Origin of the sequence: Guptibacillus hwajinpoensis, from assembly GCF_020524165.1 — a bacterium.
Classification (GTDB): Bacteria; Bacillota; Bacilli; order Bacillales; family Guptibacillaceae; genus Guptibacillus; species Guptibacillus hwajinpoensis_D.
In genome coordinates this window covers 970,279-985,195 of sequence record NZ_JAIVKU010000004.1, presented here as the reverse complement: position 1 = coordinate 985,195, position 14,917 = coordinate 970,279, and the positions used below count along the sequence as shown (strand labels likewise).

The following is a 14,917-nucleotide window of genomic DNA, read 5'->3' as shown; positions in this document are numbered from 1 at the left end:
GGTTAAAAATACATAGATTTCTTCCTTTCTTTTTAGAAGCAAAAAGGTTAGGGTATAATAAAAGAAATGATTTTATTGGATGAGAGGAGTTCTCACATTAATGGCACAAGAGAAGCAAGTGTTTTCAATTGATTGGGCTGGTCGCGAATTGTCGGTTGAGATTGGTCAGCTGGCGAAACAGGCGAGCGGTGCAGCATTGATTCGCTACGGCGATACGGCTGTACTAGCAACGGTTACAGGTTCTAAAGAGCCAAAAGACCTTCCGTTTTTCCCACTAACGGTTAACTATGAAGAACGATTATATGCAGTAGGTAAGATTCCTGGAGGTTTCATCAAGCGTGAAGGCCGTCCGAGTGAGAAGGCAATTCTTGCGAGTCGTTTAATTGACCGCCCGATTCGTCCTTTATTCCCAGATGGTTTCCGTAATGAAGTTCAAGTCGTGAGCACAGTCATGAGCGTTGATCAGAACTGTTCTTCTGAGATGGCAGCAATGTTCGGTTCATCTCTAGCACTTGGAATTAGTGATCTGCCATTTGATGGTCCAATTGCAGGCGTACTTGTTGGACGCGTTGATGGAAAGTTCATCGTGAATCCTAACGTTGAACAGCTTGAACAAAGTGACATCCACTTAACAGTAGCCGGTACAAAAGATGCCATCAACATGGTTGAAGCTGGCGCTGAAGAAGTTCCAGAAGAAACAATGCTTGAAGGGATCCTATTTGGACACCAGGAAATAAAGCGTCTGATTTCATTCCAGGAAGAAATCATCGAAGCTGTCGGAAAAGAAAAGCGTGAAGTTGTGCTGCAACAAGCAGACGAAACGCTTGAAGCGAAGCTTAGTGAGCAGTACCTTACAGATATTAAAGAAGCTGTAAAAGTCATTGAGAAGCATGCAAGACAGGAAGCAATTGATGCTGTTATGACGCAAGCAACGGAAGCTTATGAAGAAAGTGAAGACTATAGCGCTGAAGAAGTGAAGTCTATTTTGAATAGCTTCGTAAAGCAAGAAGTTCGTCGCTTAATTTTGAAAGACAAAGTAAGGCCAGACGGACGTGGCGTTGATGAAATTCGCCCGCTAGATTCAGAAGTCGGCATTCTTTCAAGAACACACGGCTCAGGATTGTTCACTCGTGGACAAACTCAAGCGCTTAGCATTTGTACACTTGGAGCACTTGGTGACGTTCAGATCCTTGATGGCCTTGGGACAGAAGAATCGAAGCGATTCATGCATCACTATAACTTCCCTAAATTCAGTGTTGGCGAAACAGGTCCAATGCGTGGACCAGGTCGTCGGGAAATTGGTCATGGTGCCCTTGGTGAACGTGCTCTTGAACAGGTGATTCCGTCAGAGAAAGACTTCCCGTATACGATTCGACTTGTATCAGAAGTACTTGAATCGAATGGTTCGACTTCACAAGCAAGTATCTGTGCAAGTACGCTTGCGATGATGGATGCAGGTGTACCGATTAAAGCACCAGTTGCAGGTATTGCCATGGGACTCGTTAGTGATGGCGAAGATGTAACAGTTCTTACTGACATTCAAGGCATGGAAGATGCACTTGGTGACATGGACTTTAAAGTAGCTGGAACGAAGCAAGGTGTAACGGCTCTTCAAATGGATATTAAAATTTCTGGAATTAACGAAGATATTCTTCGTCAGGCTCTAGAGCAGGCGAAAAACGGTCGTCTTGCCATTCTTGAAAATATGATGAGTGCGATCAACGAACCGCGTACAGAGCTTTCTGCATATGCACCGAAAATCTTAACAATGTCAATTAAGCCAGATAAAATCCGCGACGTAATTGGACCAAGCGGTAAAATTATCAATAAGATTATTGAAGAAACTGGCGTGAAAATTGATATTGAGCAGGACGGTTCAATCTTCATTTCTTCTACTGAACAAGAAATGAACGCAAAAGCGAAGAAGATCATCGAAGATCTTGTTAGAGAAGTTGAAGTAGGTACAACTTATCTTGGTAAAGTGAAACGAGTAGAGAAATTTGGTGCGTTCGTTGAGCTATTTGCTGGGAAAGAGGGCCTCGTTCATATTTCTGAACTAGCTGAAGAGCGTACAAACAAAGTAGAAGATGTTGTCTCGATCGGTGACGAAATTATGGTAAAAGTAAAAGAAATCGACAAGCAAGGACGCGTTAACCTATCACGCAAAGAGATTTTAAAAGAACAGCGTGAGCGGGAGGAACAAAGTCAAAAGAGCTAAAGAATTCGGCTGAGGCCGGATTCTTTTTTTTGTTTTTGAAGAGTAGTTCTCTCGTTGGAAAATTGTGATTCAAGTGATCCTGGTTCTAGAGCTTGCCCCATCAACATATTTTTGTACAAAAGGGGGCAGATGAATGAAGAAATCCTGGGTACAATTCATTGTGTTTATTATGATCTTAGGCGTAGCAGCAGGTTCACTTCAGAACCCCTACACATCGATGTATTTGACTGATTTAAAAGAACAAGCGGCGATTAGCGTCAATGGGAGTCCATTATATGAAGAAATTTTACAAGCAAAGGAACGGACAGATATTCCTCCTGCAAATGCAGTCATTGATCGTGTATGGAAAGGGATTCCTGGGTATAATGGAGTCGTCGTTGATGCAGAAGAATCTTATGCGAAAATGAAAGGGAAAGCCTTTAATGAAGAGATGCTTGTTCGAAAAGAGGTTGAACCTGATATTCAGTTAGACGACCTTGAACCTACTGCCGTCTACAAAGGAAATCCAAACAAGCCAATGGTGGCTTTTATGATTAATGTGGCATGGGGGGAAGAATATTTACCTGACATGCTACAGCAGTTAAAAAAGTATAACGTGCACGCTACATTCTTTCTCGATGGTTCCTGGGCAAAGAAAAACCCTGATATGGTACGAATGCTTGATGAAGAAGGCCATGAGATTGGAAATCATGCATACTCTCATCCTGACTTAAAACAGTTAAGTGATGCGGCCATTCGGAAAGAGCTTGAGGATACAAATCAAGTAATTGAAGCAACCCTTGATAAAAAGCCCGTTGTTTTTGCTCCTCCTAGTGGTAGCTATGCTAACAATGCCGTCCAGATCGCAGATGAGCTTGGAATGCAAACCGTGTTATGGTCAGTCGATACAGTGGATTGGAAAAAGCCTGCACCACAAGCCTTAACAGCAAAAGTATTACAAAATGTGCATGCTGGAGCGCTTGTTTTGATGCATCCGACTGAACCAACTGAGAAAAGTCTAGAAGCGCTCATTCGTGGAGTTGAAAAAAGAGGCTATCAGTTAGGCACCGTTTCACAGGTATTAGATTCAAAGCGAGTTGAGAAAAGGTGATAGAATTGTGTCAATTCTTCATTAATGATATAGTAATTTTGGAGTATTACGAAACATAATGGTTCGATACAGGAGGAACAAGCTTGATAAATAAAGTAACGTGCAAAAACGGTGTAAGAGTAGTGTTAGAAAATATCCCAACAGTTCGATCGGTTGCCATTGGAATTTGGATTGGAACCGGTTCTCGTTTTGAGCCTAAAGAATTAAACGGCGTGTCTCATTTTCTTGAACATATGTTTTTTAAAGGTACGGAGAAGCGTAGTGCTAAAGAAATCGCTGAATCCTTTGATAGCATTGGCGGTCAAGTTAATGCGTTTACATCAAAAGAGTATACGTGTTATTACGCAAAGGTTCTGGATGAGCATGCAGATTATGCGCTTGATGTGTTAACGGATATGTTTTTCCAGTCAACGTTTGAAGCAGGAGAGCTTGCGAAAGAGAAGAACGTTGTGCACGAAGAAATTAAAATGTATGAAGATACGCCAGATGACATTGTTCATGATATGCTCAGTCAAGCAAGCTATGGTGATCATGAACTTGCGATGCCAATTCTCGGAACGGAAGAGACGTTGAAAGACTTTTCTGGAGATACGCTTCGTCAGTATATGCAAACGCACTATACTCCTGACAATATCGTCGTATCCATTGCTGGAAATATAGACGAGTCCTTTATGCAAAAAGTCGAAGCGGCATTCGAGCATTGGGAAACCCCTGCTGGAAAACCTGAAGTACAGGCACCAACGTTCCACTCTGGGCAAATCGCCCGCCAAAAAGAAACGGAGCAAGCCCATTTATGCCTAGGTTATGCTGGGTTGCCGTTCGGAACAGAGGATATTTACAGCTTAATTGTAATGAACAATGTGCTTGGTGGTAGCATGAGTAGCCGTCTCTTCCAGGACGTTCGCGAAGATCAAGGTCTTGCTTACTCAGTGTTCTCATACCATTCTGCTTATCAAGATAGCGGTTTACTAACGATTTATGCAGGCACAGCTCAGAATCAACTTGATCGTTTATATGAAACCATTCAAAAGACGCTTCAGGACTTTAAGCGGGATGGCATCACCTCGAAAGAATTAAAGAACTGTAAAGAACAATTAAAAGGAAATTTAATGCTTAGTCTTGAGAGCACAAACAGTCGTATGAGTCGAAATGGAAAGAATGAATTGCTATTAAACCAGCATCGCTCGCTTGATGATATCATTACAAACATTGAAAGCGTAAATCACGAAAAAGTAAACGAGATGATTCAATCCATGTTTACAGATGAATTTTCTTGTTCCCTTATTAGCCCGAATGGCAAGTTGCCGAGTGGTATGAGGTCATAAAACATAAACCCGCCTGAATGAGGCGGGTTTTTTCATGTCTTCCAAGAAAGGATCTCTCATAGACTAAGATTATCAACCAGTGAATGAGGAGGGCCTATTATGCGATTAAGTCAGCTTAGTGGGAAAGAGCTTATTGATATTGAAAAAGGACGTAAGCTTGGCGTATTAGGACAGACCGATTTTTTGTTTGATGAGAAGACAGGCGTATTAAAAGAATTAATCATTCCAAAATCTTCTTGGATGGGGTTAAAGCGAAAGGAACAAGAGGTCTCAATCCCGTGGGATCACATTGAAACCATTGGTCGCGATATGATCATTCTTCAAAATCATCAGAAGGAATAAAACGGATACGCTACATGATTCACCAAGCGGGCATACACCACATAGAATGTTGAGAAATTACAATAATCCCCGTAGTAAGACGTGGAAAAGGAAAGGGGAGGAACGATGCTAACGAATCAACATATCGCTGTCATTGGCGGTGATGCCCGCCAGCTTGAAATTATTCGAAAGCTGACTGAACTGAATGCAAATGTGTATTTAATCGGTTTCGATCAGCTTGATCATGGATTTACTGGTGCAACAAAATGCACGTTAGATGAAGTTAAGCTAAATACCCTTGATGCAATTGTCCTTCCAGTCAGTGGTACAACGATTGAAGGAGAAGTTGATACGATTTTCTCGAACGAAAAAGTTGTGTTAACAGCTGATCAATTAAAACAAACTCCAGAGCATTGTACGATTTATAGTGGGATCAGTAACAGTTGTTTAAATGGAATGGTGTCAGAAGCATCCAGAACATTGATTCGGCTATTTGAACGAGATGATGTAGCTATTTATAATTCCATTCCGACGGTTGAAGGAACGGTCATGATGGTCATACAACACACAGACATTACCATCCATCAATCAAATATTGCTGTACTAGGGCTCGGTCGCGTAGGGATGTCTGTCGCTAGAACCTTCGATGCGCTTGGTGCGAATGTTAGCGTAGGGGCTAGAAAGCCAGAACATCTAGCAAGGATTACGGAGATGGGCTTAAAACCATTTCATTTATCTGACCTCGCCAATCACGTTTCTAATCTCGACGTTTGTATTAACACTATTCCAGTGCAAATCGTCACATCACAGGTCATCGCCAAAATGCCGAGTCATACGCTTGTGATTGATTTAGCTTCAAAACCGGGTGGTACTGATTTTCGTTATGCGGAAAAAAGAGGGATTAAAGCCCTGCTTGCACCAGGACTTCCTGGAATTGTAGCTCCTAAAACAGCTGGGAAGATTATCGCAAATGTTCTGACTCAGTTATTAATCGAACGGTCTCAGAATGGAAAGGAGAACACGCCATGAGTTTGAAAGGGAAACACATTGGGTTTGGCTTAACTGGCTCTCACTGTACGTATGATGCGGTCGTTCCTCAAATCGAAGAACTTGTTCAATTAGGTGCAAAAGTCACTCCGTTTGTGTCTCATACGGTTATGAACACAAATACGCGTTTTGGTGAAGGTGAAAACTGGATTGCACGTATTGAAGAAATCACTGGAAATGAAGCGGTCAATTCGATTGTAAAGGCAGAACCATTTGGTCCAAAAACACCGCTTGATTGTATGGTGATTGCCCCTATAACAGGGAACTCAATTAGTAAATTTGCAAACGCAATGACGGAGTCTCCCGTCCTTATGGGAGCGAAGGCAACCTTAAGAAATGAGAAACCTGTCGTGTTAGGAATCTCTACCAACGACGGACTTGGACTAAACGGTACGAATATTTTAAGGCTGATGTCCACAAAGAACATTTATTTTATCCCATTTGGTCAGGATGATCCGGTAAAAAAACCGAACTCGTTAGTCGCTCGTATGCCATCATTAAGAGAAACAGTTGAAAAAGCTCTTCTCGGCAGACAGCTTCAGCCAGTTCTAATCGAAAGGTATTTGGATTAACCAATTGATTTATCTTTCTTTAAAATAGGTTTATGATAGAATAGAGAATAAAATCACTAAGAATGGGGAGAAACCTCGGTTTCTCCTTCTGTTGTGGTGGATTTTGAATGGAATATGGGAGGAGAATAAGTCATGAGCGGGAAAAAATATCATGTAGCAGTAGTTGGAGCAACAGGGGCAGTCGGACAACAAATGATCAAAACACTAGAGGAACGAGACTTTCCGATATCGACCTTAACGCTCCTTTCATCATCGCGTTCAGCTGGTAAGAAAGTGACCTTCAAAGGGCAGGAGTTAACGGTAAAGGAAGCAACGCCTGAAGCATTTGAAGGGGTTCAGCTTGCCTTATTTAGTGCAGGTGGCGGTGTATCAAAAGCACTTGCTCCAGAAGCGGTTAAACACGGAGCGATTGTTGTTGATAACACAAGCGCATTCCGCATGGATCCGGAAGTGCCTCTTGTTGTACCAGAGGTGAACGAAGGGGATTTAAATGATCACAAGGGGATTATCGCAAATCCAAACTGTTCTACTATTCAAATGGTTGCAGCACTTGAGCCATTGAAACAAACGTATGGCCTTTCTAAAATTATTGTTTCTACTTATCAAGCTGTTTCAGGTGCAGGTGCAAATGCCGTAACTGAAATGAAAGAGCAGTCTCAAGCGGTGCTAAATGGTGAAAACTATGAGCCACAAATATTACCGGTCAAAGGTGATAAGAAGCACTATCCGATCGCTTTCAATGCCATCCCACAAATCGATGTATTTGAAGAAAACGGATTTACTTATGAAGAAATGAAAATGATAAATGAAACAAAGAAAATTATGCACGATGCTGAGCTTCATGTAGCAGCAACTTGCGTCCGTCTTCCAATTGAAACGGGTCACGCTGAATCAGTATACGTTGAAATTGGGCAGAATGATGTAAGTGTAGAAGATATAAAAGAGCTCATGAAAAATGCGCCGGGAGTTACGCTGAAAGATGATCCTGCAAATCAAGTTTATCCAATGCCTGTTGATGCTGTAGGAAAATCAGACGTTTTTGTCGGTCGTATTCGAAAAGATTTAAATCAAAAAAATGGCTTCCATATGTGGATTGTCTCTGATAATCTACTGAAGGGGGCAGCGTGGAATTCCGTGCAAATTGCTGAAAGCCTAGCCGCCCTAAACATATTGAAATAGACATAAGAAGGTGTTCTGAATGAAAGTCATCGTGCAGAAGTTTGGCGGTACTTCATTAAAGAGTGAAGACGGCAGACTGAGAGCTGTTAATCATATTAAAGACGCAGTGAACGATGGATATAAAGTGGTTGTCGTCGTTTCTGCAATGGGTCGTAAAGGAGATCCCTATGCAACCGACACGCTTCTTAGCCTCATTGGCGATCGCGATCGAAAAGTAACGTCAAGAGAGTATGATTTGCTAGTGTCATGTGGCGAAAGCATCTCTTCTGTAGTGTTCTCGAATCTTCTTTTAAACGAGGGTTTGAAAGCAACCGCTTATACCGGTGGTCAGGCTGGCTTTATGACAACGGCTGAGCATAGCAAAGCAAGAATTTTAGAAATGAAATCTGAACGATTATTGGAAGAGTTAAAATTGATGGACGTTGTTGTTGTAACCGGCTTTCAGGGTGTTACAAAAGACGGGGATGTGACAACACTTGGCCGTGGCGGTAGTGACACATCAGCAGCAGCGCTTGGTGCAGCTCTTTCAGCTGAATGGGTCGATATCTTTACTGATGTTGAAGGGATTATGACTGCTGATCCCAGGATCGTAGAAAAAGCCCGACCTCTTTCCATTGTTACCTATAATGAAGTTTGCAATATGGCGTATCAGGGTGCGAAGGTGATTCATCCGCGCGCTGTTGAAATTGCGATGCAGGCAAAAATTCCGCTCAGAATTCGCTCAACGTATTCCTCTTCGACAGGAACGCTTGTCACATCAGCGACTGGGAAGCCAACAGGTGAACAAGTTATAGATCGGCTAATAACGGGTATTGCTCATGTGAGCGGCGTAACGCAAATTAAAGTGTACGCAAAAGAAGGACAATATGACCTACAATCACGCGTATTTAAAGCAATGGCGCTCGAAGGCATTAGCGTTGACTTTATAAATATTAGCTTAACTGGGGTTGTGTACACGGTCATGGAAGAAATGACGGAGCGCGCCGTGGCAACGCTAAACGAAATGGGCTATGAGCCAGAAGTGATCGAAAGTTGTGCGAAAGTTTCAGCGGTTGGTGCTGGCATGAGTGGTGTCCCTGGCGTAACGGCAAAGATTGTAGAATCATTAGCAGTGGAAAACATTGATATTCTTCAATCAGCTGATTCGCATACTACCATTTGGGTGCTTGTGAGACAGCGCGATCTTTCGGCAGCTGTAAACGCGTTACATGAAACATTTAACCTTCATCTAGAACCAGGGCAAGAAATGGAACAGATGATGGATCAGCTTTAAGTGAAAGGCAAGGAGTGAACGAGATGAATTTTGGAAAAGTACTTACGGCAATGGTGACGCCATTTGATCGTAAAGGATACATTGATTTTGCGAAAACAGAGCAACTGATGAACTATTTAATCAATAATGGAACAGATGGACTTGTCGTCGCAGGTACCACTGGCGAATCACCAACTCTTTCTTCAGAAGAGAAGGTAGCGCTCTTTAAGCATTCTGTGAAAGTGGCAGATGGTAGAGTGCCCATAATTGCAGGAACAGGCAGTAATAATACGCATGCCTCAATCGAATTAACAAAAAAAGCAGAAGCGGTAGGCGTGGATGCGATTATGATCGTAGCACCTTACTACAGTAAGCCCGGGCAAAAAGGTCTTTACGAGCATTTTAAAGCGATCGCCGAGTCAACGAAGCTTCCGGTTATGATTTATAACATTCCAGGTCGCTCTGTTGTCAATATGACGGCAGAGACCATTGTTGAGCTTTCAAAAATTAACAACATTGTTTCAGTAAAAGAAGCAAGCGGCGATCTTGATCAAATCACAGATATTATTACCCGCACTGAAGAGTCTTTCTCCGTTTATAGTGGAGACGATGGCTTGACGTTACCGATTTTATCGGTAGGTGGCGATGGCGTCATTTCAGTAGCTTCACACGTGCTTGGTAATGAAATGCAGCAAATGATTTCTGCCTATGAATCTGGAGAAGTAAAGAAAGCAGCATCGATTCACCAAAGCATTTTACCAATTATGAATGAGCTCTTTAAAGCACCAAGCCCTTCTCCAGTGAAAACAGCTCTTCAGCTAATAGGAATGGACGTTGGAAGTGTTCGTTTGCCAATGGTTCCTCTTACAGCGGAAGAACGCTCATCACTTGCGGCAGCGCTAAATAAATAACAGTTTGAAACGGACGCAGCTGCGTCCGTTTTTGACGTTTTTGGATACTTGTACAATGAACCGATTCGTACGATCTTGTGTTTAACGACTGATCTGATGAATGGTAAAATAATCTCTCGTTCATACTACTAGTACCAGAGTAAGGAAGGGGTACCAGTATGAACAGTGAGTATCGTAATGAAAACCCGGGTCAAGAGCCCGATACGAAAAAAGATGATCAATCAAAATCAACGTTAGTGGATAAAATTCAGCAGCTTGGACAAACAAATGTCCCGAGTATGGATCAGTCGAATATTCATTGTTTAACGATCATCGGTCAAATTGAAGGGCATGTGCAGCTACCGCCTCAAAACAAAACAACGAAATATGAGCATCTCATCCCGCAAATTGTAGCCATTGAGCAAAATCCAAAAATTGAAGGTGTACTCATTCTTTTAAATACTGTAGGGGGAGATGTGGAAGCGGGGCTAGCCATTTCTGAAATGATTGCGTCCCTTTCCAAGCCGTCAGTTTCGATTGTTTTAGGGGGCGGACATTCTATTGGTGTTCCGATTGCTGTTGCGGCGAACTATTCGTTTGTGGCAGAAACTGCGACAATGACGATTCATCCCGTTCGCTTAACTGGATTAGTGATCGGCGTGCCGCAAACATTTGAATACTTAGATAAAATGCAAGAGCGAGTTGTAAGCTTTGTCACGAGCCATTCGAATATCACGGAAGATAAGTTTAAAGAGCTGATGTTTTCACGAGGTAATTTGACGAGAGATATTGGGACGAACGTGGTAGGCGATGATGCAGTAAGCTACGGTTTAATTGATGAGGTTGGTGCTGTAGGACCTGCGATGAAAAAGCTAAATGAATTAATTGAAGAATACAAAGGCAAACAAGAGGGTGACATTGTCCAATGATTCTTTACACCATTCTTCCAAACGAAGCGGTCTTTCCACCTGATCAAAGCGTATATGAACAACAAAAGATCATTGAATGGAATGGTGTTCAGCTACTCGTTGAGCGAACGTCGCTAACCGAGTGTCGCGTCGTTCAGGTGCTGAGCACAGATCCTCAAGACTATTTAAATGAAGCCACACAGCCTGGGCAAATGTTAACGTTATCGACTTCTCCACTGAAATAGAGCCTATAGGACCACGGGAAGATGTGGTATACTAGGAATAGATTGGTGAACAAAAAGCAGCCGGAAATGGCTGCTTTTTTCACCAGCTATGGCTTGTATAGAGGTGAGAAAATGGCAAAACGAAAAAGAAAAAAAGCAACAAAGAAACAGGCCGCCTGGCAATCTCAGGTCAAAATTGAATTTATCGGTTTAACCGTTCTAGCATTTACCGTTTTGGGCGTTTTGAAGATGGGTGTTGTTGGACGAGCCATTTACCATATGTTTCGATTTTTTGCAGGAGAATGGTACGGCCTGATTATAGCAGGTCTTGTTCTGTTCGCAGGTTATTTAATTGTGAAGCGAAAGCTCCCGTCGTTCTGGTCAAGAAGATTGGCTGGCTTTTACTTGCTTGGCACGTCCTTTTTACTATTAAGTCACGTTGGCTTATTCGAAACGCTGTCTCGAGAGGGGCAATGGGATAGTCCATCGGTTATTGCCAATACATATGAACTCTTCCGAATGGACGTTAGCGATCCATCAGAATCTAGCCCGCTTGGCGGGGGCATGATCGGTGCGCTGCTTTTTGCATTTTGTTACCGGCTTTTTGATGCAACAGGAACGCAGCTCATGGCGTTTCTTATGATTTTACTTTCCTTCGTTCTCATTACAGGAAAGTCATTCAGTGATGTTCTTGGGAAAGCTCTTGATTGGGTGAAAGGCTTCGTATTGAACACATATGATGAAGCAAAAGCTCTTTTATCTGAAAGTAAGAGTGCAAGAAGAGAGAAGAAAGAACAGCGTGCTGCATTAAGAGAACAAGAGGCATCGATGAACCAGGAGGAAACTTATGAGGTTTCTACACCACCTCAGGAGCAAGTAGAAGAAGAAACCCCTTTTGAACCAGAAATTCGAACGTTTACGGAAAGTGCTTATCCAACTCACTCAGAACCACCTGCTGAGAAAGAAGTGGTTGAGAGTAAAAGTAGTGAAACGAATCAGGAAACAGCGGATGGCACTCCGATACAGTCCTTAACTGTCGGCGAATTGGAAAACAAAGACTATCACCTTCCATCTCTGTCATTACTTCAGGCACCAAAAAAGGTTTCGCAAGATAACGAGAGACAGCAAATTTCAGCCAACGCTCGTAAATTAGAGAAGACGTTTGAAAGTTTTGGAGTGAAAGCGAAGGTAATGAAAGTTCATCTAGGACCAGCCGTAACAAAATATGAGGTTTATCCAGATACTGGTGTGAAGGTTAGTAAAATAGTGAATTTAACAGATGATCTTGCTCTTGCGCTTGCCGCACGAGATCTTCGTATTGAAGCACCGATCCCAGGTAAATCTGCCATTGGAATTGAAGTGCCGAATTCAGAAGTTGCGATGGTGACGCTTAGAGAAGTACTCGAATCGAAGGAATACCAGTCTCATGCTTCCAAAGTTGCGATTGGTTTTGGTCGCGATATTTCTGGTGAAGCGGTTGTGTCCGATTTATCAAAAATGCCCCATTTACTTGTTGCTGGCGCAACTGGTAGTGGTAAAAGTGTTTGTATCAATGGGATTATCGCAAGCATTATGATGAAAGCAAAACCGCATGAAGTCAAAATGATGATGATCGATCCTAAGATGGTAGAGCTTAATGTTTATAATGGAATCCCTCATCTTCTTGCTCCTGTTGTGACGGATCCGAAGAAAGCGTCGCAAGCACTAAAAAAAGTCGTGAATGAAATGGAACGCCGATATGAGCTATTCTCTCATACGGGCACGCGGAATATTGAGGGATATAACAATCATATTAAGCGCCATAATGAAACATCAGAAGCGAAGCAGCCCTCTCTTCCATACATTGTAGTCATTGTTGATGAGCTAGCTGATTTAATGATGGTCGCATCAAGTGACGTAGAGGATGCGATTACACGACTTGCCCAAATGGCGCGTGCAGCGGGCATTCATTTAATTATCGCAACGCAGCGACCATCTGTTGACGTCATAACGGGTGTCATTAAAGCTAATATCCCGTCCCGTATTGCGTTTAGTGTATCTTCGATGACGGATTCTCGCACAATTCTCGATATGGGCGGTGCTGAGAAGCTGCTAGGAAAAGGAGATATGCTTTTCCTCCCTGTTGGGGCCAATAAACCAAAACGTGTACAGGGTGCCTTTTTATCAGATGAAGAAGTAGAAGAGCTCGTTGATTTTGTCATTGCCCAACAAAAAGCGCAGTATCAGGAAGAAATGATTCCGACGGATAAACCTGAAGAAGCCCAGCCCGAGGTGGATGATGATTTATACGATGATGCTGTTCAACTCATCACAGAAATGCAAACAGCATCGGTTTCGATGCTACAAAGAAGATTTCGAATTGGTTACACACGAGCAGCTCGACTAATTGATGCGATGGAAGCTCGAGGTGTGGTTGGGCCTTATGAAGGCAGTAAGCCACGAGAAGTTCTTGTAAGTAAAGAAGAAGAAGCGCAATCTAGCTGATTGCGCTTCTTTTTTTCTGAGAATAAAAATTCTAAAAGTAAAGTAAAAGACCTTATGACGTGAGAAATGCTACCATTTAAAATATTGGTAATCGAGCTTTTTTTCAAAAAACTATTTCCTTATCTCCTTGAAAATGGTATAGTTATTGTCGAAATATGACTGTTTTTTCAAAAATATTTCATGCGTGTTTCATAGCTCATTTTCATTCATAATATTTTTTGGGAGCTGTGAAAACGCAACCAAACAAAGCATAGCTCGATAGAGAGAAGAGAGAGCGGGCGGCGTTTAAAAAACATGAGGGGGATTAAGATGAAAAAGAAGTATGGTTTTATGTTGTCAGCTGTTTTAGCGGCTGGTACGCTTTTATCTGCTTGTGGGACAAACGATGCAAACAATGAAAGTTCAGGCGGCGGAAGCAGTGAAAGTGGAAGCAAAGATTTTAAAGTAGCTATGGTAACCGATACAGGCGGTGTAGATGATAAATCATTTAACCAATCTGCATGGGAAGGACTTCAGCAGTTTGGTAAAGATAATGGCTTAGAGAAAGACAAGGACTTTAAGTACGTACAATCAACTGCAGCAAGTGACTATCAACCAAACCTTTCAGGTTTAATTCGTGAAGATTATAACTTGATCTTTGGAATTGGGTTTCTAATGCAGCAAGACATTCAAACAATTGCCACGCAAAAACCTGATGCGCAGTTGGCGCTAGTTGATAGCGTTGCGGTAAACGAAGATGGTGATCCAATGGAAAACGTTGCGAGCATTACATTTAAAGAGCATCAAGGGTCATTCCTCGTAGGCGTTATTGCAGGAATGCAGTCTGAATCAAATAAAGTCGGCTTCATTGGTGGAGTTGACTCTGAATTAATTAAAAAGTTTGAAAGCGGCTTTAAAGCAGGCGTAAAATCCGTGAACCCTGATGCTGAGATCTTTACGCAGTACGCGGATGATTTCAACGCAGCTGAAAAGGGTCAGCAGATTGCTGCAACTCTTTATGATAAAGGTGCAGACATCATCTATCACGCTGCTGGCGGAACTGGTAACGGTGTCTTCACAGAAGCGAAGAACCGTGCGAAAAACGGTGAAAAAGTATGGGTAATTGGTGTTGACCGTGATCAGCATGAAGAAGGAATGCCTGAGAACGTAACGCTTACTTCGATGGTTAAGCGTGTGGATACAGCTGTTATTGAAGTTTCTAAGCAAACAATGGACGGAAATTTCCCTGGTGGGGAAGTAACTGAATTTGGTCTTGAAGAAGATGGCGTAGGTATTGCTGAATCTCAGGAAAACGTTTCTGAAGAAGCGTTACAAAAAGTAGAAGAGTATAAAGAGCAAATCCAGAACGGCGATTTAGAAGTGCCAAGCACTGATGAAGAGTACGAAAAATTCGAGAGCTCTCTATAA

General features: G+C 42.4%; 13 protein-coding genes. All 13 read left to right on the top strand.

Annotated features, from left to right (window positions below):
• Positions 1–100 precede the first annotated feature (100 nt).
• On the top strand, positions 101–2,218 hold the full coding sequence (locus LC090_RS12135; RefSeq protein WP_226658290.1) for a polyribonucleotide nucleotidyltransferase: 2,118 nt from the start codon (positions 101–103) through the stop codon (positions 2,216–2,218).
• A 133-nt stretch (positions 2,219–2,351) separates the two neighbouring features.
• A complete protein-coding gene (locus LC090_RS12130; RefSeq protein WP_226658289.1) occupies positions 2,352–3,308 on the top strand; it encodes a polysaccharide deacetylase family protein in 957 nt (318 codons plus the stop codon).
• An 83-nt stretch (positions 3,309–3,391) separates the two neighbouring features.
• Complete coding sequence (locus LC090_RS12125; RefSeq protein ID WP_226658288.1) at positions 3,392–4,633, top strand: M16 family metallopeptidase; 1,242 nt, start codon at positions 3,392–3,394, stop codon at positions 4,631–4,633.
• Between the two features lie 99 nt (positions 4,634–4,732).
• Complete coding sequence (locus tag LC090_RS12120) at positions 4,733–4,975, top strand: YlmC/YmxH family sporulation protein (RefSeq protein WP_226658287.1); 243 nt, start codon at positions 4,733–4,735, stop codon at positions 4,973–4,975.
• Between the two features lie 105 nt (positions 4,976–5,080).
• Complete coding sequence (gene dpaA, locus LC090_RS12115; RefSeq protein ID WP_226658286.1) at positions 5,081–5,983, top strand: dipicolinic acid synthetase subunit A; 903 nt, start codon at positions 5,081–5,083, stop codon at positions 5,981–5,983.
• Positions 5,980–6,573, top strand: a complete 594-nt coding sequence (locus LC090_RS12110) for a dipicolinate synthase subunit B (RefSeq protein WP_159782382.1) — start codon at positions 5,980–5,982, stop codon at positions 6,571–6,573. The genes dpaA and LC090_RS12110 overlap by 4 nt, the downstream gene beginning before the upstream one ends.
• 132 nt (positions 6,574–6,705) lie before the next feature.
• Positions 6,706–7,752: an aspartate-semialdehyde dehydrogenase gene (asd, locus tag LC090_RS12105; protein WP_226658285.1), complete on the top strand. Its 1,047-nt coding sequence runs from the start codon at positions 6,706–6,708 to the stop codon at positions 7,750–7,752.
• A 19-nt stretch (positions 7,753–7,771) separates the two neighbouring features.
• Positions 7,772–9,025: an aspartate kinase gene (gene dapG, locus LC090_RS12100; protein WP_226658284.1), complete on the top strand. Its 1,254-nt coding sequence runs from the start codon at positions 7,772–7,774 to the stop codon at positions 9,023–9,025.
• Between the two features lie 23 nt (positions 9,026–9,048).
• Complete coding sequence (gene dapA, locus LC090_RS12095; RefSeq protein ID WP_226658283.1) at positions 9,049–9,915, top strand: 4-hydroxy-tetrahydrodipicolinate synthase; 867 nt, start codon at positions 9,049–9,051, stop codon at positions 9,913–9,915.
• 158 nt (positions 9,916–10,073) lie between these two features.
• Positions 10,074–10,823: a ClpP family protease gene (locus LC090_RS12090; RefSeq protein ID WP_226658282.1), complete on the top strand. Its 750-nt coding sequence runs from the start codon at positions 10,074–10,076 to the stop codon at positions 10,821–10,823.
• Positions 10,820–11,047 (top strand): YlzJ-like family protein, encoded by a 228-nt coding sequence (locus LC090_RS12085; protein ID WP_226658281.1) that lies wholly within the window; start codon positions 10,820–10,822, stop codon positions 11,045–11,047. The genes LC090_RS12090 and LC090_RS12085 overlap by 4 nt, the downstream gene beginning before the upstream one ends.
• A gap of 111 nt (positions 11,048–11,158) precedes the next feature.
• Complete coding sequence (locus LC090_RS12080; RefSeq protein ID WP_226658280.1) at positions 11,159–13,510, top strand: DNA translocase FtsK; 2,352 nt, start codon at positions 11,159–11,161, stop codon at positions 13,508–13,510.
• Positions 13,511–13,819: 309 nt separating this feature from the next.
• Positions 13,820–14,917 carry a BMP family lipoprotein gene (locus LC090_RS12075; protein WP_226658279.1) on the top strand — a complete coding sequence of 366 codons (1,098 nt, stop codon included), beginning with the start codon at positions 13,820–13,822 and terminating at the stop codon, positions 14,915–14,917.